Source organism: Polaromonas sp. DSP2-3-2b2, assembly GCF_049895905.1.
Lineage (GTDB): Bacteria > Pseudomonadota > Gammaproteobacteria > Burkholderiales > Burkholderiaceae_C > Polaromonas.
Window position 1 is genome coordinate 25522 of the sequence record NZ_JAFCTH010000018.1, and the last position, 20139, is coordinate 45660.

At 59.4% G+C, this 20139-nt stretch carries 14 protein-coding genes, 1 pseudogene and 1 riboswitch; of the genes and pseudogenes, 12 read left to right on the top strand and 3 right to left on the bottom strand.

The genetic code is table 11. The annotated features are described in order from the left end of the window. Nucleotides 1-90 precede the first annotated feature (90 nt). From ACP7AD_RS14220 to ACP7AD_RS14230, 3 genes are all read right to left on the bottom strand, one after another. Nucleotides 91-378, bottom strand: coding sequence for a hypothetical protein (locus tag ACP7AD_RS14220; RefSeq protein WP_426148408.1), 288 nt, complete (start codon nt 376-378; stop codon nt 91-93). 322 nt (nt 379-700) lie between these two features. After that, a complete protein-coding gene (locus ACP7AD_RS14225; RefSeq protein ID WP_426148435.1) occupies nt 701-3577 on the bottom strand; it encodes a DUF349 domain-containing protein in 2877 nt (958 codons plus the stop codon). 211 nt (nt 3578-3788) lie between these two features. Next, the gene (locus ACP7AD_RS14230; protein ID WP_426148407.1) at nt 3789-7715 is read right to left on the bottom strand and encodes a DUF748 domain-containing protein; all 3927 of its coding nucleotides are present in this window, start codon (nt 7713-7715) and stop codon (nt 3789-3791) included. 167 nt (nt 7716-7882) lie between these two features. On the opposite strand from ACP7AD_RS14230, the gene ACP7AD_RS14235 reads away from it, so the two are divergent. From ACP7AD_RS14235 to ACP7AD_RS14290, 12 genes and pseudogenes are all read left to right on the top strand, one after another. Continuing rightward, on the top strand, nt 7883-8212 hold the full coding sequence (locus ACP7AD_RS14235; protein ID WP_426148406.1) for a hypothetical protein: 330 nt from the start codon (nt 7883-7885) through the stop codon (nt 8210-8212). A 162-nt stretch (nt 8213-8374) separates the two neighbouring features. Next, complete coding sequence (locus ACP7AD_RS14240) at nt 8375-9277, top strand: transglycosylase SLT domain-containing protein (protein ID WP_426148405.1); 903 nt, start codon at nt 8375-8377, stop codon at nt 9275-9277. Nucleotides 9278-9317: 40 nt separating this feature from the next. Next, nucleotides 9318-9449, top strand: a riboswitch (ZMP/ZTP riboswitch). 59 nt (nt 9450-9508) lie between these two features. Next, on the top strand, nt 9509-10753 hold the full coding sequence (glyA, locus tag ACP7AD_RS14245; protein ID WP_426148404.1) for a serine hydroxymethyltransferase: 1245 nt from the start codon (nt 9509-9511) through the stop codon (nt 10751-10753). Nucleotides 10754-10853: 100 nt separating this feature from the next. Continuing rightward, nucleotides 10854-11303: a transcriptional regulator NrdR gene (gene nrdR, locus ACP7AD_RS14250; protein ID WP_426148403.1), complete on the top strand. Its 450-nt coding sequence runs from the start codon at nt 10854-10856 to the stop codon at nt 11301-11303. A 151-nt stretch (nt 11304-11454) separates the two neighbouring features. Beyond that, nucleotides 11455-12705, top strand: coding sequence for an ATP-binding protein (locus ACP7AD_RS14255; RefSeq protein WP_426148402.1), 1251 nt, complete (start codon nt 11455-11457; stop codon nt 12703-12705). A gap of 24 nt (nt 12706-12729) precedes the next feature. Then, a pseudogene (locus ACP7AD_RS14260) lies at nt 12730-12900 on the top strand (transcriptional regulator NrdR); the annotation flags it as partial. An 87-nt stretch (nt 12901-12987) separates the two neighbouring features. Next, on the top strand, nt 12988-13584 hold the full coding sequence (locus ACP7AD_RS14265; protein WP_426148401.1) for a GspH/FimT family pseudopilin: 597 nt from the start codon (nt 12988-12990) through the stop codon (nt 13582-13584). A 28-nt stretch (nt 13585-13612) separates the two neighbouring features. After that, the gene (gene pilV, locus ACP7AD_RS14270; protein ID WP_426148400.1) at nt 13613-14098 is read left to right on the top strand and encodes a type IV pilus modification protein PilV; all 486 of its coding nucleotides are present in this window, start codon (nt 13613-13615) and stop codon (nt 14096-14098) included. 45 nt (nt 14099-14143) lie between these two features. Beyond that, complete coding sequence (locus ACP7AD_RS14275; protein WP_426148399.1) at nt 14144-15259, top strand: PilW family protein; 1116 nt, start codon at nt 14144-14146, stop codon at nt 15257-15259. Beyond that, the gene (locus ACP7AD_RS14280) at nt 15256-15804 is read left to right on the top strand and encodes a pilus assembly PilX family protein (protein ID WP_426148398.1); all 549 of its coding nucleotides are present in this window, start codon (nt 15256-15258) and stop codon (nt 15802-15804) included. The genes ACP7AD_RS14275 and ACP7AD_RS14280 overlap by 4 nt, the downstream gene beginning before the upstream one ends. 29 nt (nt 15805-15833) lie before the next feature. Then, nucleotides 15834-18242 (top strand): hypothetical protein, encoded by a 2409-nt coding sequence (locus ACP7AD_RS14285; protein WP_426148397.1) that lies wholly within the window; start codon nt 15834-15836, stop codon nt 18240-18242. Then, nucleotides 18131-20134: a pilus assembly protein gene (locus tag ACP7AD_RS14290; RefSeq protein WP_426148434.1), complete on the top strand. Its 2004-nt coding sequence runs from the start codon at nt 18131-18133 to the stop codon at nt 20132-20134. The genes ACP7AD_RS14285 and ACP7AD_RS14290 overlap by 112 nt, the downstream gene beginning before the upstream one ends. Nucleotides 20135-20139: the final 5 nt, after the last annotated feature.

The window sequence follows — 20139 nt, forward strand, 5'->3', positions numbered from 1 at the left end:
ACCGGGTTGGTCTTGAACTCGTAGCCGTGCAGCAGCCGCCATTGCAGTTCGCCAATCCACACCGTGACGCGCGCCAGTTCGGCGGCGTATTCATTCAGCTCGGTAGCTCAGCAGTTGCTTGAGAGCGGCGTCGAGGTTCTTGCCGGGCGCCTTGTTTTCCCAGGCAAAGGCGCCGCGCCGGAACACGTCGGCGTATCCGGTGCGCCCGCCGATGACGCTGTTCTTTTCCTCAAACAGGTAGCCCGCTTCGCTGCCGGGCTTGGGCACGGCCAGCAACTCGCACAGGTCGAGGAAATGGCTTTGCGCGCCCTGCTCTTCGTTCAGGCCGTAAGCCGGGCCGCCGGGACCCCATTTTTGAATAAAGTCCTGGGGTGTCATGGCGTGGGAAGAAAAAGGTGGCGGGGCATGGGGTTGCACCCAGGGCGATGTCGCCCTGACTGGCTCCTTCCCCCGCTGGGGGAAGGCGGGGATGGGGGCCAGCGGTGGTCAAACGCCAACCCGCCACCTTGCCGGGCACCAGAAAGCGCGGCAGCGGCCAGGGTTGTGCGAGCGTACAGCCTTCTGATTCGGGGAGGCCCCCATCCCAACCTTCCCCCAGCGGGGGAAGGAGGAAGGCAAAGTAGAGCCAGGGCCGGGTTGCGCCGCATCGCTATGGCGTCCATACGGCGTGGAGGCGGTGTTTGGCGTTCGGCCTGAGGCTTCAGCGCTTGAGCAAGGCTTTCAGCGCGTTCTGCAGGCGCCGGGCATTGGCGCCATCAAACTCGGCGGCCAGCACCTTGGCGGTGTCCTCGCCCCAGGTCTCGGCCGGTGCGGGCGCATTGCGGCGGGTCAGCAGCTGCAGTTGCAGCATGCGGCGTGCGCTGATGTGCTCGGCCGGCGTTGGCAGTTCGGCAGCCATTTCCAGGCGCAACAGCGCTTCGGCGGCATCTTTCCCGGCCGGCTCGCCCAGTGCTTTCACCCAGCTGCTGCGCACCGCTGGCGCGACCTGCTTGCCCAGTTCCTGCGCGGCGGGCAGCTGCTCGGGGTCGCGCTTCTCCCATGCGGTCAACAGGTTGGTCAGCACTTCGCCGTGCGCCTGCATGGCGAGCTTTTTCAGCGCATGGTTGGCGGCTTCGAAAGCCTCGCGCTGGGCGCGGAAGGCGGCATCGCCCAGGCGCGGGCCGCGCTCTTCAAATGCCGGACGCTCGCTGCGTTCGCTGAAACGATCGGTGCGCTCGGGGCGGTAAGGCTCGAACTTGTTGTCAGTGCTCTGGCGCGGGCCGCTGGGCTTGCCGCCCGGACGCGCGTCCTTGCGGTCGCCAAACTTGCCGCCACGGCCGGCAGCGCCGGCGGGTTCGGCCTTGCGGGCGCCGGGGCGGTCGTCGCCGCGCATGGCGATGATCTTCTTGGGGGCAGGTTTCGGCGGGGCAGCAGGCTCTGCGGGCGCGATGGCGGGTTCCGACGATTCGGAAAAACCGGCCTCGATCGCTTCAGGCGTCGGGTTGCCGTCGGCATCGACTGCAGCGTCGGCTGCTATGCTTTCAGTAGCTGCTTGCGCAGGCGCATCCTGCGCGGAAGGCTGATTTTGCTCAGAAACCGAGGATTCGGCGCGGCTGGCGGCGGCATCGGCCACGTCGGCGGCGGTCTTGGCATCGGCTGCAGCGGCGGCAACCTGCCCGCGCACGGCGGCTTCCAGCGCCTTGGCGCTAGCATGGATTTTTTGCGCATCGCCACTGGCGGTGGCCAGCTCGACGGCCTTGGCCGCTTCGAGCACGTAGCGGTCGTGTTCGCCCAAGGCAGAGGCGGCTTTTTCGCGCTCGACGGTCTTGCGCTGGAAGGCGTCGTCAATCGGCTTGCGGAACGCGTCCCAGAGCTTTTGTTCCTGCTTGCGTTCGATCGGCACGCTTTGCGCTTCATGCTGCCAGCGCTGCTGCAGCGACTTGACGGCGTCGATGCGCAACTGCGGCTCGGCGCCCAGCGTCTGCGCTTCCTCGATCATGGCGCGGCGACGCGCCAGGCTGGCGCCTCTAGCGGCGGTCAGGCCGGCATCGGCCTGGTCCATGGCGGCTTTCCAGACGGGCTGGATTTCGGCAAACGCCTTGTCGCCCAGATGGCCGGCTTCGCGCCATTTTTCGACAAAGCCGTTCAGGCTGCGGATGTGCATCTTCCAGTCGGCGTTGTCCTTGTGTACTTCGGCCCAGGCCAGCACTTCGTCGATCAGCGCCTGGCGCTGTGCCTTGTGGGCTTCGGCCTGTTCCTTGACCTTTTCCAGCCAGGCTTCGACGACCTTGTGCGCTTCGTTGCAGGCATCGTCAAAACGTTTCCACAGCGCGTGGTTGGGCGTGCCGCCCTGGTCGCTGGTCTTCCACTGCTCGCGCATGTGGCGCAATGCGTCCTGCTGCTTGCGACCACCCAGCGGCTTGGCGAGCAGCGCCTCGGCCTTGACGACCAGTTCCTCGCGGATCTGGTCGGCACGCCAGCGCTGCCAGCCTTCGAGTTCGCCAGCGGCGGTCAGCGCGGCATGCGCTGCGGCCTCCAGCTTGCTGTCGATGTTGCGGATGTTGTCTTTCAGCGCCTGGCGCAGTTCGGCGGCGACCTTGGGCGTGGACTTGCCGTGGCCTTCGGTGACTTCATGCTCCAGCTTGGCAAGCGCCTGCTGCACGAAGGCGGACGATTTGGCGCGCAGGTCGTTCAGCGCGGCCGGGTCCATTTTGGTCTTGGGCGCGCGGGCCGGCTGGCCGGCGTCGGCGGCACCCTTGTGTTCGGATTTCGAGGTCGGCAGGCCGCGCCCAGCGCGCAGCTCGTCGGCCCAGACCGGCACGGCGGGCAGTGGCGCAGTCGCATCTTCGGCGGCTTTCATGGCCACGGCCAAGGCGCTTTGGAAAGCTTCCCAGACGGCCAGCAGCTGGCCGCGCGAGGCCTCTAACAGCGGCGGGAACTTGCCATCGACGCTGGCCCAGTTGGCATCCTGCGTCAGCTCGTCGGCCTGGGCCTGCCAGTGCGCGACGTCGGTGCGCAGCGTGTCGAGCACGGACTCGGCATCGCGCCACGGCTTGATCGACAGCACTTCGATGCGCTGGGCGATCAGCACGGCGGCCTCGCGCTGCACCTGGGTGCGGTGCTGCAGGTCTTCAATCGTCTTGACGCGCTCGGCGAGCTGCACCTTCAGGCCGGCCAGCGGCTCCTTGGACAGCGGCGCGCCGGCCTTGGCGGCGTCGCGCTGCCAGGCCAGGGCATTGGCCAGATTCAGCTTGGGCAGCGCCAGCAGCGCCTGGGCTTTTTCGGCCCATTCGGCGGCCACGGCTTCCTGGCCCTTGCTGCGCCGGGCTTCGTCGAGCTTTTCCTTCAGCGGCTTGGCTGCGCCCTTGTCACGGTTGGCCAGGTCCTTGTACACCTCGGCCATCTGCTCGACGCTGGGGTCGGTGGTCAGCCACTGGCGGATGCGGGAAGCCCGCTCGCCCGAGGTGGAGGCTGAAAAAGCGCCGCCCGTCAGGCCGTCCAGCGGATGGACTTCGGCACTTTTGCCGGGGCTGGTTTTCACGGCGGCGGCCGGCGTGGTGTCGGCTTTGGAAGATTTGGACAAGGGAAAGCGCAGCATAGTTAACAATCGTTTCGGAAAAAAAGCCGCCAGCAACAGCACCTGCGCCACGCATTCAAAGCCCCCGACGGGCGTGCCTGCCGGCAGCGTCAAGACTCAAGGGGCGAAGAACAGGAAGTTCTGTCAGCGAAGAAAAATTCGGTTTGTGGCTTGCAAGGCCTGGCTACCTACAGCTTTAAACATTAAAGCAATCCGCGTATTTTCGCTGTTTTTACGGCATTGCCAAATTAAGTTCGGCATGCGGCGTCCATTTGGCGTCTGGCGGCACGGTTCGGGCCGCGCCCAGGAACAGCCGGGCCGGCGGCAGATCACGCGAAACCAGGTAATCCTTGACCGCCTGGCCGCGCTTGACCGCCAGCTGGCGCAGGTCTTCGGCGCTGACTGAAATGCTTGAGAGCAGCAGCTTTTCCATCTCGCCGACCGGCTGGTCCTTGACCAGGCCGACCAGGTTGCGCGGCTTGGGCAGCTCGCTTTGCCGGTACACCGCCTTAAGCAGCGCCGGGTATTCGTCCGCACCGACGCTGGCGGCTTCGGTCGCTGCGCCGCCCTGCTGGCGGCGCTTTTCGGCGCGCACGCGTTCGGCCAGCTGCTCGCGCTGGAAGGCGTCGCGCTCGGCATCCAGGCTGCCGGTGCCGACCACGGTCAGCTGCAGCGCCGGACGGTCGGCCAGCGCCTTGGCGACCTTGTCGAGCCCGGCGCGGGCGTCCGGCGTGAGCTGCGCGCTGCCAGCGGCAAAGTTCACCGTCGCCAGTTCGTCAGCGCCGCCGCCCAGCGCGCGCGCCAGCAGGCTGAAGGGCGCGGTGATCGCCTTGGTGATGACGTTGAGGATCACCCGGGCGATGACCGGGCCGAGGCTGAACTGCGGGTCGTTGAGCGAGCCGCTGATGGGCAGGTCGAGGTCGATCACGCCGTTGCGGTCGGCCAGCAGCGCCACGGCCAGCTTGACCGGCAGGCTGGCCGTCGAACCCTCGGCCTTGTCGCCGAAACTGAGCTGGTTCAGGACCAGCTTGTTTTTGGCGGTGAGTTGGCCGTTGGGCAAGACCACATAGTTCACATCGACGCTCATCTTGCCGCGCTCGATGCCGTAGCCGGAATACTTGATGGCATAGGGCGACAGCGGCGGCAGTTCCAGGTCGCGCACCTTGCCGGTGATGTCCAGCGCCAGCGGCGTGACCAGCGGGTTGAGCTTGCCGGTGATTTCAAGCGACGCGCTGCCTTCGGCCTTGCCACGCAGTTCCAGGTCGGCCATGGCGGGCACCGCCGCCGCGCCATTGCCGGCGACAGGCGCGACCGATGAAAACGCGCTGAGCGTGCCGGTCAGTTCGCTCAGGTCGGCTGAGTAGTTGGGCTTGACGAAGCGGTCGGAAAACCGCACCTGGCCGTTGAGCAGGCTGATCGGGCCGAAGTTGATGATGGGCTTTGGGCCAGATGGCGCAGCAGCGGCGGCAGGCGCTGTCACGGCGGCAATTTCCGGATTTTTTAAGCTTTTTAGGCCGTTTGCGCTGGTCTGACTTGCGTTAGCAGCTATATTTTTTGTAGCATCGACTGGGGTTGCGCCCGCCACTTCCGTTGCCGGCTTCACCAGGTCCTGCAGGTTGATGCGGCCGTCGGGCAGGACGATGACACGGGCAAAAAAATCGCTCAACACGGTCTCGCGCACGTCCACCCGCGTCGCCCGGGCCGGGTCCAGCGCCACCTTCAGGCCGCGCACGTTCAGCGACTTCCAGGCCAGCAATTCCTCGGCCGGCGCCAGGGTGTTGGCGCTGAACGACTCCAGCGCCGCGTCGCCCGCCACCTCGGCCTGCGGACCGGCGGCGGTGTCGCGGAAGGCGACCCGGCCCTTGAAGCTGGCATCGGCGCGCAGCAGGTCGATGTTCAGCGCGCCGGCAAAGTAAGGCTCGAATGCCTGGACCGGCAGGCGCTCGACCGCCAGCTGGCCCTTGGCCTGCAGCGGCGCCAGGGCCAGGTCGCCCTTGAAATCGAGCTTGCCGGACGGGAACCGGCCCGTGGCCAGCCGCAGCGAAGCCGACAGCGGCATGGCCTGCGCGGCCGGCTTCTGTTTTTGCCCGGCAGGGCGGTCGCCCAGCACCAGCGCGCCGAGCCGGGCATTTGCCGCCGTCACCTCGAAGGCCACAGGCTTGGCGCCGGCCTTGTCGGAAAATGACATGGCGCCGCCGTCCAACACCACTTCATCGATGGCGACGGCCCACGGCGCGGCCGCTGGCGTGGCGGATGAGGCGGCGGGCACCGCGTCGCGAGCGACGAGCCAGCTTTCGACCATCCAGCGCTTGCCGGCATCGCGTTCGACCTTGGCCCGGGGCTGGCTGAGTTGCAGGCTTGCGGCGCTGAAGGACTGGCCCGGCAGGTCGATGTCCACGCCGGCCAGTTCCGCGCGCTGAACCGACACCAGCGAAGCGCCGCCCTGCGCCAGTTGCACATCGCTGAGCGCCAGCGCGGGCGCGGTGATGCGCAGGGCCTGCGGCTTGCCGGCCTGGGCGGCCTGCCATTTCAGGCCGACGTCGGCATCCAGCCGGCCACTGAGCGCCGGCAGCAGGAACTGGCCGACGTATTTCGCCGCCATGTCGAGCGGCCAGGCGCCAATGGTGGCCGTGGCATCGGCGGCCGTGTCGGTGGCCGAACCCTTGAAGGCGACAAGCGGCGCACCCGGCGGGCTTGCTGGCGCCACGGCAGCCACGGCAACCGAAGACTTCGCGGCGGTTTTGCCCGCTACCGGCGGATTCGGCATCGACGGGTCCAGCCCAAGCGAGCCGCTGAACTGGAAAGGCGCGTTGTCCGCAAACGGAAAGGCGATTGACGTCGCATTGAGCGCCAGGTCTTTCAGGCGGATGCGGGCCGGCGACGGCAGCGTTTCATCAAGCCAGCCGAGCGCACCGCCCTTGACGTTCACCCTGTCCACCTGGATGCGCCACGGCTTGGCGGAAGGTGCCGGGGCCTGCGTTTCTGCATCATTTTGGCCTTCTGCGCTTGCCGGACCTGCGCTTCCAGCTACGCTTTTTGTAGCAGCCGACTTCTCGGCCGGCAGCAGGTTGAGCCGCCCTGCCCGGTCGCGCGCGACGGAGAGCAGGGGCGCGCTCAGTTCCACCGCCGACAGCTTGACCAGCTGCTCCAGCGGCCGCACATCGTCGAGCACCAGGTGCAGGCGGTCAAAGGTCAGCAGCTCGGGGCCGGCGCCCGGCGCGCTACCCGGTGGCCTGGCTTCCAGCAGCCTGACCTTGCCGGCGGTGACGGTTCCGGAAATCTTCAAGCTTGGGGCGGGGTTCTGCTCGAACGCGAGCTGGACGTCGGCCTGCAGCACGGCGCTTTGCAGCCGGAACGGCAGGCTGTCGGGCCAGTAGGCCAGGTAGGGCTGCAAATCAAGATCGCGCAGCTGGATCGTTGCGTCGGTCTGGCGCGTCGGCGCGAACGGCGTGGCCACGGCGGCCGTGTCAAACCGGCTGCCGTTGAGCACGAACGCCAGCCGGGGCGCGGTCTTGATCTCGCGCTGCGAAGGCAGATTGCTCAAAAACGGCACCGCCAGATGCAAGTCGTACAGGCTGTGCGTGGCGTGGGCCGATTCATCGGCAAGGTCCAGGCGACCACCGCTCAGCACCAGGTTGTAAAGCGCAAACCGCGCGCCCTCGCCGGCCGGTTGCGGGTCGGTCGTCTTGAGCCGCTCCAGGATGTCGTCGATGTCAGAGCGTCCCTGGCCAAAATAGGTCAGCGACGCCACTGGCTCCTCGACCGTCAGCGCATCGGCTACGGGCGCCAGCCGCAGCAGCGACACCAGTTCCGCATCTATATAGAGGCGCCGGATTTTCAGCTGGGGAACGGCCTGCGGGGAAGCTGGCTCGGCCTTGGCAATCGCCAGGTCATGCACCGTCAATTCGAGCGACCAGGGCCTGAAGTCCACCGCGCCGACGCTCACCCGGCGCCCGAGTTTCTCGGAACCCAGGCGTTCGAGCTGCGACTTGACGACCAGCGGCACGGCGGCATAAGCCAGCGCCCAGACCAGCAGCCAGATGCCGACGGCCCAGGCCACACGGCGATGCCAGCGCGGCGAACGCAGCACCGCACCGGCGCCGGCCAAAAACGTGTTTAGCCGGTTTAACCACCCGGGCTTGATTGCATTGCCTGTCATAGCTGCCTAGTTTTTGACACCCGGCGCCAAAGGTCAATGCCTTGTTGTGAAGCGGGTCACCGGAAAAAGAAAAACCCCGGTCAGCAGGACTGGCCGGGGTTGATGGCGGGCATAAAACCCATGCCATCTGGCTTCGCAAAAGGAGAGATGAATCGTCTCGCAGTGCGATGGAAGCAAGTGATTGCTTCCGGGTATTACCGGGACTGGTTACCCGGTTGGCGTCCGAAAACTCGGACAACTGCAGATTAAAGCCGCCGCATCATGCCGGCAAGCCTAAATTTTCAATCGCGCAAACCGGAGCGATTGGTATTTTCTTTAGACATTACCCGGCCATGCCCAGGCATTGCCGTGCCAAACGTTACCTGAAGCAAGCTTTGAAAAGAAACACTGAACATCGTGAATTTGACTGTTTTTTGACAAAAAAAGCCTTCTTTAAACATAATTTCATATATCAATTAAATTCTTTATTATTGACAGGTTATTTAACCCAAAACTAGAATGCGCTCAAGCTCCCCAAAGACAAGGGCTTACCCGAACGCGCTGCCTTCCCCGGCAGTATCAACGAGGGTCAACAACCAGCAGGCATCTGCCTGGTTTGATGGCGACCCAATCAAAGCCTGCGCAACCCCCCAAGGTCTGCATGCAAAGAAAGGAGTGCTATGACAGCGCTAGTGAATAACCGTCCTGATTTCAACGTCAAGGCTTATCTGAAGAATGTGAAAAGCGGCCTTGGGACGGTTGCCGACGACATTGCCCGTGGATTTTTCGTGATCACGCACAGCAGTTTTGCCCTTTTGGGCCTGGTCGTGGCCTTTGCGGTGGTCACGCTGATGGCCCGGCCCGACCTGCGCGACGCAGGCGAGGTCAAGCTCATGGCCTGGCTGCAGGAACGACGCGCACCGGTGGTGGAACCCGCAAGCTTCACACCCAGGGAACCGGTGGTGGCCGAGCGTCCGGTTGTTGACAAGCCCAAGGCCTTGTCGAGCCAGCAGGCGGCAGTTGCCTCGTGGATCAGCAAGAAGTATTCGGTAGCGCAGGAGCCGGTCGGAACGCTGGTGGCCGAAGCCTTCGAGATTGGCCACAACGCCAAACTCGACCCGACGCTGATCCTGGCGATCATGGCCATTGAATCGGGTTTCAATCCATTCGCCCAGAGCCCGGTGGGCGCGCAGGGCCTGATGCAGGTGATGACGCAGGTTCATCATGACAAATACGCCAAGATCGGCGGCAGGCTCGCCGCCTTCGACCCGGTGGCCAACCTGCGTGTCGGTGTCAAGGTGCTGCAGGAGTGCATCACACGCGCCGGCTCCATCGAAGGCGGGCTCAAATACTATGTGGGTGCCGCCAATCTGGAAAGCGACGGCGGCTATGCGAGCAAGGTGATGGCCGAACGCGCCCGCCTGCTGGACGTGGTCGGCGGCAAGCGCCCGCCCACGACCACGCGTTACGTTGCAGCACCAGCACCAGCGCGAACCACGTCAGTCTCCTTGCCAGCCGAGACGCAGACCCCGTCCTCTGACCGCAAACTTTCACAGGATGTGGCGCAACTGGACCAGTCCTGATGGCTTGAGAACTGACTGGACAAGCACCCTGCGCTACACTAGCGCGGTGCGCGACTGGCGATAGGCACCGGGGTTTTACAACCATCGGTGCGGACGTGGGACACCACGGGGAAGCGCACCGTTTGCGGCTATTTGGCCAAAAAGCGTTCAGCCGTTCGCCTGGGCAGCCCTTGCTTCCTCTGCTCTTAAACAGAGCCAAAGGACAAGGAACCGAAGTCTTGAAGGACTGCCATGTACCACCGCAACATTCTCATCGAACAGACCGACCCAGAAATCTTTGCCGCCATCCAGGCTGAAAACGCCCGCCAGGAACAGCACATCGAGCTGATCGCCAGCGAAAACTACGCTTCGCCCGCCGTCATGGCCGCGCAAGGCTCGCAGCTCACCAACAAATACGCCGAAGGCTACCCCGGTCGCCGCTACTACGGCGGTTGCGAACATGTCGATGTCGCCGAACAGCTTGCCATCGACCGCGTCAAGCAAATTTTTGGCGCCGATGCCGCCAACGTGCAGCCGCATTGCGGCGCGTCGGCCAACGAAGCCGTGTTCCTCGCCTTCCTGAAGCCCGGCGACACCATCATGGGCATGAGCCTGGCCGAAGGCGGCCACCTGACGCACGGCATGTCGCTCAACATGAGCGGCAAGTGGTTCAATGTCGTGTCTTACGGCCTGAACGACAAGGAAGAAATCGACTACGACGCGATGGAGCGCAAGGCCCACGAAAGCAAGCCCAAGCTGATCATTGCGGGCGCTTCGGCCTACAGCCTGCGCATTGATTTCGAGCGTTTCGCCAAGGTGGCCAAGGACGTCGGCGCGATTTTCCTGGTGGACATGGCGCATTACGCCGGTTTGATTGCCGCCGGCATCTACCCCAACCCGGTGCCGCATGCCGACGTGGTGACGTCAACCACGCACAAAAGCCTGCGCGGCCCGCGCGGAGGCATCATCCTGATGAAGGCCCAGCACGAAAAGGCCATCAACAGCGCGATTTTCCCCGGCCTGCAGGGTGGCCCGCTGATGCATGTGATTGCCGCCAAGGCCATCGCCTTCAAGGAAGCCATGTCGCCCGAGTTCAAGACTTACCAGCAGCAAGTGTTGAAAAATGCGCAAATCGTTGCTGAAACGTTGACCGAGCGCGGCCTGCGCATCGTCAGCGGCCGCACCGAAAGCCACGTCATGCTGGTCGATTTGCGCGCCAAGGGCATCACTGGTAAGGAAGCCGAAGCCGTGCTGGGCAGCGCCCACATGACGATCAACAAGAACGCCATTCCGAACGACCCGGAAAAGCCGATGGTCACCAGCGGCGTGCGCATTGGCACCCCGGCCATGACGACGCGCGGCTTTGGCGACGAGGAAGCGCGCATGACGGCCCAGCTGATTGCCGACGTGCTCGACAATCCGCGCGATGCGGCCAACATCGAAGCGGTTCGCGCTAAGGTTCATGCCCTGACCAGCCGGTTTCCGGTTTACGGCTGAACGCCATGAAGGGCGCGACAGCTATTAATTCAATAGCTGCTTGCGCCCGTGGTTGTTGCGCAAACGGCCTGAAACGCTTAAGAACCTGCGCGGGGGACTTATGAAATGTCCTTTTTGCGGCCATCTTGAAACCCAGGTGGTCGAAACCCGGATTTCAGAAGACGCCGACTTCATTCGCCGCCGCCGCCAGTGCGCAGCCTGCGAAAAGCGCTTCACCACCTACGAGCGCGCCGACGTCAGCTTTCCGTCCATCGTCAAGAAAGACGGCCGCCGCACCGACTACCAGCGCAGCAAGATTTTGGGTTCTATGACCCTGGCGCTGCGCAAGCGCCCGGTCAGCACCGCCCAGATCGATGCAGCGGTCGAGCAGATCGAGGAAAAGCTGCTGAGCCTGGGTTTGCGCGAGGTGGCCTCCAGCCGCCTGGGCGAACTGGTCATGCTAGAACTCAAGAAGCTCGACAAGATTGCGTACATCCGCTTCGCCAGCGTGTACCGGAGTTTTGAGGATATCGATGAGTTCAGGGCGATGGTGGATGAGGTTGGGCGGTAGGCTTGGTATCTACGGGACCTTAAGATGAGTCTTTCACATTTTCAGGCTTCTAAATTTCCCAATTTAACGTCCTTGCATTCCCAATTTCACGACTTTAAATTCCCTGATTTACGTTGATGGATTCCCAATCGCACGGTACTATCGTGCATCCATGAACGTCCCTGCCCCACTCTATTCAAGGCACATCGAAGCACGCGTCGCCGAGGCCCTGACAGACACGCCCGTCGTATTAATCGCCGGTCCAAGGCAAGCCGGCAAGACAACACTGGTACGCCAGATGGCTGGCCCAGAGCTACGCTACCTCACGCTTGACGATGAGCTGACTCTGCTGGCCGCAAGGGAAGACCCAGTGGGGATGATTCGCAGTCTGGATAGAGCCATCATTGATGAAGTCCAGCGAGCTCCGGCTCTCCTGCTTGCCATCAAGAAAACCGTTGATGAGGACAGGCGCCCCGGACGCTTCCTGCTGACGGGGTCGGCCAATTTGATGGCGCTGTCCGCCGTGGCGGATTCGCTGGCCGGGCGGATGGAAACCCTGATGTTATTGCCCCTGTCGCAAAGCGAGATGCACGGCACCACCCTCAACTGGCTGGACAGCGCCTTTGCCGGTCATCTCCCCAAATTGTCCACTCCATTGGTGGGAGAGGCGCTGGTAGAAGCGGTGCTGCGTGGCGGTTACCCTGAAGCTGTTTCAGGCGCCACACCGCGCCGGCGCACGGCTTGGGCTCGCCAGTACATCGACGCCATCATCCAGCGCGATGTGCGCGATGTGCGCGATGTGGCGGGTATTGACCGAATTGACCAGCTGCCCCGCTTTTTGCGAGCATTGGCACATGTTTCAGGCCAGATGTGCAATTACACACAATTGGGCGGCCAGGTCGGGCTGGATCACAAGACGGCAGCCCGATATGTCAGCATATTTGAACAGATGTACCTGCTCAAGCGAGTCAATGTTTGGGCCATGAACCGGCTCAGCCGGGTGGTAAAAACCCCCAAGGTGCAGTTCATCGATTCTGGCCTGATGTCCACCCTGATAGATCTGACACCCGCCATGGTGGCGCAGGATCGCAGCCGGTTTCGTCATGTGCTGGAAACCTTCGTGTATGGGGAACTGCTCAAGCACGCCACAAGCGCCGACGGCGACTACCAACTGCTTTACTACCGCGATCACGATCAGTTCGAAGTCGATGTCGTCATCGAAAACGCAGTTGGCCAATTGATTGGGGTGGAGATCAAGGCTACGGCTTCGGTCAGGCAAGCCGATCTGCGCGGTCTCAAACGGCTGGCGAATATTGCTGGAGACCAGTTCAGGTTGGGGGTGATTCTCTACGATGGCACTGAAACACTGCCACTTGGGGAGAGCCTCTGGGCTGTGCCGATTTCAAGCTTATGGGGGCAATAGCACCTTCAACGCTGGCCTCATCGGCAGCTGCTGAACCTCGGCCTGCGCGAAGTAGTTTTTAGCCGCCTTGGCGAACTTGTCATGCTGGAATTGAAAAAGCTCGACAAGATCGCCTATATCCGCTTCGCCAGCGTTTACCGGAGTTTTGAGGATATTGACGAATTCAGGGCGATGGTGGATGAGGTGGGGCGGTAGACGGTCCTGACAGTCAAACCGACGGGAGGACAGCCGGTGGCGACAAACGGACTCGTTTGCCTCGTTACATCTGAATAAACTTGAAGCATGTTCACACACTCTGCTAGGCTGCGCAGCTCCACCAAAGGGTTCACCCTAATTGAATTGTTGGTGGTGATTGCCATCGTGGCGATTCTCGCTTCACTCGCGGTGCCTAGTTTTCAAGGCCTGATCGCGTCATCCAACCTCACATCCACCACCAACGATTTGATTGCCACCTTTGCGCGCGCAAGGTCAGACGCAATTCGCCGGGGTAAGCGCGTCACTGTCTGTATGAGCGCCAACGGTACGCAATGCACCACAACAGGTGAATGGTCGCAGGGGTGGATCACGTTCAACGATAACGACCACAGCGGCGCAAGCGCAAAGGTCGATACCACCGACGAAACCATCACTGCCATCAGCCAGGCACTGACAAATAACATCATCATAAAAACCAACTTACCTTCTTATGTTTCTTTTAGCTCCGATGGACAAACAAAACTAATGGATGGAAGCTTTGGAGCGGGCACTCTTCGTGTCTGCAGCAGCTCAACCGCACTCACAAACGACACACGCTCAAGAGATATCGTGATCAATTCTGTAGGGCGAGTTAATGTCGTCAAAAAAACTGGTGTCGCAGCTTCTTGCCCAGCGCCTACCTAAAACTGATGTCGAGGCTAAGCAAATGCTTATGAAACCCAACTCTTTAAAAACCCAAAGTGGTGCTAGTTTGATAGAAGTTCTGGTGGCGTTGCTAATCACCAGTTTTGGCCTGCTTGGGATGGCCGCCCTGCAAGCGCGCGCCATCAAGGGAAATCAGAGCAGCATGCAAAAAACACAAGCCGTGGTGATGAGCTACTACATCCTGGACGCCATGCGCGTGGACCGCGCCAGCGCCAAAGCATTGGCTTACAACACCGGTTCGCTGAACGCGGATGGCAAGATCGGGCCAATTTGCAATCCTGCAGCCGTGACTGGGACTACCTTGGTCAACAACAATCTCAGAGACTGGATAACCTCGCTCCAATCTGAGGTAAAGACCACAAAAGCAAACGAATTCACCTGCGGCGCGGTGTTGTGTGATGCGGACGGCAATTGTCGCGTTCAGGTGAGTTGGAATGACGAAGGTTTGGGTGGTTTGGGGGCGCAAATTGTCGAAACCTTTTCCAGGCTTTAAGGCATATCTATGAACCACTTAAAGCCTTGTAGAAACCAGCCAAGCATGAAGTGCAACACCGCTGCGCCAGAGCAACGCCAATACCAACGTGGTCTAACCCTGATCGAACTGATGATCTCGATGGTACTGGGCCTGGTCATCGTTGGGGGCGTGCTCAGTATTTTCGTCTCGACCAGTCAAACAGCCAAGGTCAACGACAACTTAATGCGCATCCAGGAAAACGCCAGAACTGCGTTTGATTTGATGGCGCGTGACCTCCGGGAAGCAGGTCAAAACCCATGTGGCTCTAAATCAGTGGCCAATGTGCTGCGCTCATCTGGTGCGATTCCGGTTTGGGCCGATTGGAATTCAGGCACCCTGCGTGGCTATGACAACACCCAAGACGAAACGGGTATAAAAGCTTTTGGCACAACGACCAATGCCCGAGTTTCTGGCACAGATGCTGTTTTGGTGATGAGAGCCGATCAAGACGAAAAGACCATTGACATACATGACATTGCCACTACGCTGATCACACTAACATCTGCTTCAGGTTTTCAAGAGAATGATATTGCCTTAGTGTGTGACTCACTAAGTTCAGCCATATTCCAGCTCTACGATGCATCGCCCCATAGTGGAGCGGGGAAAGGCAAGAACCTCGATCACAAAGCAGATGTCACTAACATGAACTGCAGCAATTTTCTTGGCGCAACACCACCATTTGCAACTTGCCCGACGGTAGCCAAGAAATTCGCCCCAACACCAGCCACACCAGAGCCTGGCTTTGTGGCCAAACTGTATTCGTCATTCTGGTATATAGGCAAAAGCGAAAGCGGACAACGCTCCTTGTATAGAAGCACAATCACGAGGTCTGGTACGGGGGGGAAAACCATCATCATGTCACCCGATGAGATGATCCCCGGCGTGCAAGACCTGCAAATCACCTACCTCACCAGAAACGGCACAACCGGCATCCTTGCCAGCGATTGGGTGGCGGCCACTGCAGTCACTAACTGGCCTGATGACAACGCCACCGCACAAGTCGTCGCGGTCCGCATCGACCTGACATTGCAGACCACCGACAACGTCAGTACCAGCCAGACCCCGATTCAGCGGCATTTGATCCATGTTGTTGGACTGCGTAACCGTGACACCTTTATCGAACCACCGCCCCCACCATGATTTACACACCGGAACGCAAACACCAGCAACACGCTGCCAGGCAAAAAGGGGCAGCCCTTGTCATCAGTCTGATTCTTTTGGTGATCATGACGCTATTGGGTTTGGCTGGCATTCGCGGCATAACTCAGCAGGAAAGAATGGCGAACCACAGTTTAGATCGCAGCCTGGCTTTTCAAGCGACAGAAGCTGCCTTGCGTAACGTGGAAGGGCTGGTGGAAGCCAATAAACCAACGCCCGCCGCAGGCGCCGGGTGTAGCGTGGTCAGCGGGTTGATGAGCTGTTCTGCTCCCGTTGCAACGGACTCTCCACGCTGGTTGGATGACAGTTTTGCATCCTGGACGGCATTGGCTTCAGTAGGCACCGGCAGCTTGGCTGTAACACCGGAATATTTTGTAGAGTTTCTTGGATCCGACTTCGAATGTCGCCCCGGTGAGGGCACTGCGTCTGGCATTACCTGCAAGCGCTATCGCATCACGGCACGCAGCCATGACGGCAGCAGCGCAAGGTCATCCGTCATGCTGCAGTCGATTTACGCCACCGACTGATACGCAACCCAATATAACAAGGTACTACCATGAAGTTCAGCAACTACTTTGCCTTCAGCGTCAAGTCTGTGGCGCTCACTGCTACAGCGTTCGCCGCTTTTGCATCTATCGCAGTGACCATACCCAACACACCTTTGGTCACGCAAATCAGCGCTAAGCCGATGGTGATGTTGGTGGCCGGAAAAGATCACAAGCTGTTTTACGAAGCCTATAACGATACCGCCGATATCGATGAGGACGGCTCCATTGATATTCGATTCAAACCCAGCATCACTTATTTCGGCCTGTTTGACTCAACGCTCTGCTACCAAGACAACGGCAAGGATCAGGGTAATTCGGGCTATTTTGAACCAAAATCCACCACCAGCACTGGAAGATGCACTAACGATAGAGACAAAGGTCAGTGGTCCGGCAACTGGCTTAACTACATTACCACCAGCCGCATCGACTCACTGCGCAAAGTGCTCTACGGCGGTTACCGCGAAGTTGACAGCGCAACTAAAACCATTTTGCGCCGCGCATATATTCCTCAGGATGCACATTCTTGGGCCAAAGAATATACGAGCCTAGCGGTCGATGGTTACAGGATTAGAGACTACACGCCAATTCCGCAACCAGAAGATGGTAAACGCCATTTCTTCGGCAACCTCACAGCTAATGCGAGTACTGATTGTTCGACATTGAACAATTGTAGCGATTTGCCACCACTATTGGCAGTTGTAAAAGACTCTAACAAACGAGTATGGGATTGGGCATCTAAAGAAAGACCCGTATTAGATGGCACGCACGGCGGCTCGCGTGATGATTACACCGTACGAGTTGAAGTCTGCACTAACACTTACAAAGAGGGTTGCAAACAATACGGCACCAAGTACAAACCAATTGGCCTGCTTCACGACTATGGTGAAAATAACTCTATGCTGTTTGGACTAATTACAGGCAGCTATGATAAAAATATGTCGGGTGGGTTACTGCGGAAAGTAGTTTCTTCATTCGCAGATGAAGTGGACTCGTCTACAGGCATCTTTGCCAGCAATGCAAAAATCGTGGGAACGTTTGACCGCCTCCGTATTCGTGACTTCAACAATACCAAGACCGACCAGTCATACAAAGGTGGCTGGCTAACTACCTCGGCGATGGCAGAAGGTAATTTCCCGGACTGGGGCAACCCAATCGGCGAAATGATGTACGAGGGTGTACGCTATTTTGCAGGCAAGAATGCCGCCACTTCTGATTACACCTCCACAGGAACAATTGACAGGCAGGTTGGCTTGTCCACTGTGCCGTGGGACGACCCCTATACCAGCACAAGTGCTGCAAAAGCCCCATGGTGCGCCAAGGCCAATTTCCTGACAATTTCGGACATCAATCCCTCTTTTGATTCGGACCAACTGCCCGGCAGTTCATTTGCCAGTTTCTCTGGCGATCTGACTGGCCTTAATGTCACAACGGAAGGCGGCACGATTACCGCTGTGGAATCACAAATTACCGGGAAACGTTTTATTGGAGAGTCGGACTCGGCTTACGATTCAGCGCCAACAGCGAAGAACGTCACATCACTGGGCAAAATTCGCGGGCTTGCCCCGGAAGAACCCACCAAACAGGGTAGTTATTATTCTGCCTCGGTTGCTTACTTCGCCAAACGCACGGACTTGCGCAGCGATCTGCGGGGTATTCAAAACATCGACACTTACAGCGTGGCGTTGGCCTCGCCGCTTCCGCGCATCGAAGCCAAACTACCCAACGGGAAAGTCATCACCCTGGTGCCGTTTGCCAAGTCGGTCGGCGGCTCCAGCATCTCTTCTACCAAAGGCGATTTCCAGCCAACAGACCAGATAGTCGATTTTTATGTAGAAACCATAGCCAACTCAGGCACAAGTGACGCCGACAGCAGCGTTAATGGTGGACGTTACTACGCAAAGTTCCGTATCAACTTTGAAGACGTGGAACAGGGCGCCGACCACGACATGGATGCTATTACCGAATATGCAGTCACGGCCAATAGCGACAACACGCTTACTGTTATGGTTAAGCCACTATATCAAGCAGGTGGAATCCAGCAGAATATGGGTTACATCATCTCAGGCACTTCCAAAGACGGTGTTTACTTGGTTGTGCAGGACGAGAATGTTAGTATCCCTTATTTTTTGAACGTGCCACCGGGCAGAGACCCCGGTTACTGCAACCTAACCAATCCGCCATCGGATTGCGGGAAACTGCCCTATATTGGCGGTACCAGCCCACTGGACAAAAGCCAAATAAACTTTAGCCCCGGCACGGCTGGCACGGCCACACTGCTGAAAGATCCGTTGTGGTTCGCCGCCAAATGGGGGGCTATAACGACAAAAATAACAACGGCAAGCCAGATCTGCCCAGCGAATGGGATGCGGACGGCAACGGTGTGCCCGACACGTACTTCCTCGTACAAAATCCGTTGAAGCTCAAAGAATCGCTCAAGAAAGCATTCGACAGCATCTTTGAAACCAACTCCAGCGCCAGCAACGTTATTGCCAACAGCTCCAGCATAACGACCGATTCCCGCGTTTTTCAGGCGCGCTTTGATTCCAGCTACTGGTCGGGCGATCTGGTTGCTTACCCTGTGACCAGCTCAGGTGTCAGTACCAGCACCGAATGGGAAGCCTCTGCCAGGATGCCAGCACCCGCCTCACGCAAACTGTTTATTCGGACCACAAGCGCAACCACCAAAGAGTTTTTGTGGAGTGAATTGGCGTCTGCCGACAAGGCTCTGCTGGATGCTGACATATCCACAACAGTCGACAACAGCCAGGATGTCGTCGATTACCTGCGCGGGGTGCGAACCAAAGAGCTGAAGAACTCGGGCAACTTCCGTAATCGGTCTACCCACGTGTTAGGCGACATCGTGCACTCGTCGCCTTTTTACGAAAAAGACAGCGGCACCATTTATGTCAACGCGAATGACGGCATGCTGCATGCGTTCAAAGGCAGCAACGGCAGCGTCGCAAATAGTGCTGGCACTGAGTTGTTTGGTTTTATTCCGGCCGAAGTCGTATCGCGACTCAAAAACCGAGCCTCGCCCGGCTACATCCATGAATTCTTGGTTGATGGCGATGTGGTGGTATCTCCCAAGACAGCACAAACAGGAAACAGCAATCTGCTTTTCGCAGCGCTTGGCCGGGGTGGCAAGGGTTTGTTTGGGCTTAATGTCACCACCCCAACCAGCTTTGGCAGTTCGAATTTTCTCTGGGAATACACGCCCGCTGGCAGCACCGCTGCTGCCGCAGATGCAGATCTCGGACTCATGCTGGGGCGACCGATCTATGCAAAAATGAACAATGGCACAGGCGCCGTCATAGTAGGCAACGGCTACAACAGCACCAGTGGCAAGGCTGTGTTGTATATTTTTTTATTAGACAGCAGCGGCCAGATCACCGTCAGAAAGATCGACACCTTGGCTGGCGGCGACAATGGCTTGGCAACACCAAGCGTATTTGATGCCAATAGCGATGGCACCATTGACTATATTTATGCTGGCGACCTTAAAGGCAATGTTTGGAAGTTTGACGTTAGCGCAGGCACCAGCAGCGCATGGTCGGTTGCTCTAAGTGGTAGTCCGTTGTTTGTTGCAAAAGATACAGCAGACAACCGCCAACCAATCACTGCGCCTGTCACCGTAGCGAATGACACCGTAAGCGGTGACACCCACGAAGGCAAACGCTTTGTCTTTTTTGGCACGGGCTCGTATTTCCGTACGGGGGACCCGGCTGACACTGCTGTCGAAACTTGGTATGGATTAATTGACGAAGGCGCCGCTATTTCTGACCGGACACAAATGCGTGAACGTACCGTGGCCGCCTCTGGAACCTTTGCCGGCAAACCGGTACGCGCCTTTTCCGCTGCTACTACCGGTGACATGATCGGAAAAAAGGGATGGTACTTGGATTTCACAGCTCCCCCGGGTGAGCGCATGATCACAGAGCCCATCGTTTACAAGTTGGCTATACCAGTGCTGGTGTCTAGCTCGCTCATCCCCGCGGCCAATGACCCCTGCATACCCGGAGGCTCGGGTTATCTCAATGCCATCAGCCCGTTCAGTGGCGGTTCAATTACCAAGGGCATTCTGGATGTCAACAACAACAAAAATTTTACGGATGATTTGCTCTCAACTTTATTTATTGGATCAGTTGATCTGGGGATTGGACTGCCAAGTCGACCCACTTTGATAGGCGGCAGACTAGTCGTAGGTGGCACCAGTCCAGACCTAGACAAACGCGTCGCAGACGTCGGCGTCAATCTGGGTCTTACGCCGCTTAAGGGGCGCATTTCCTGGCGTGAAATTATTAGGGACTAATTACT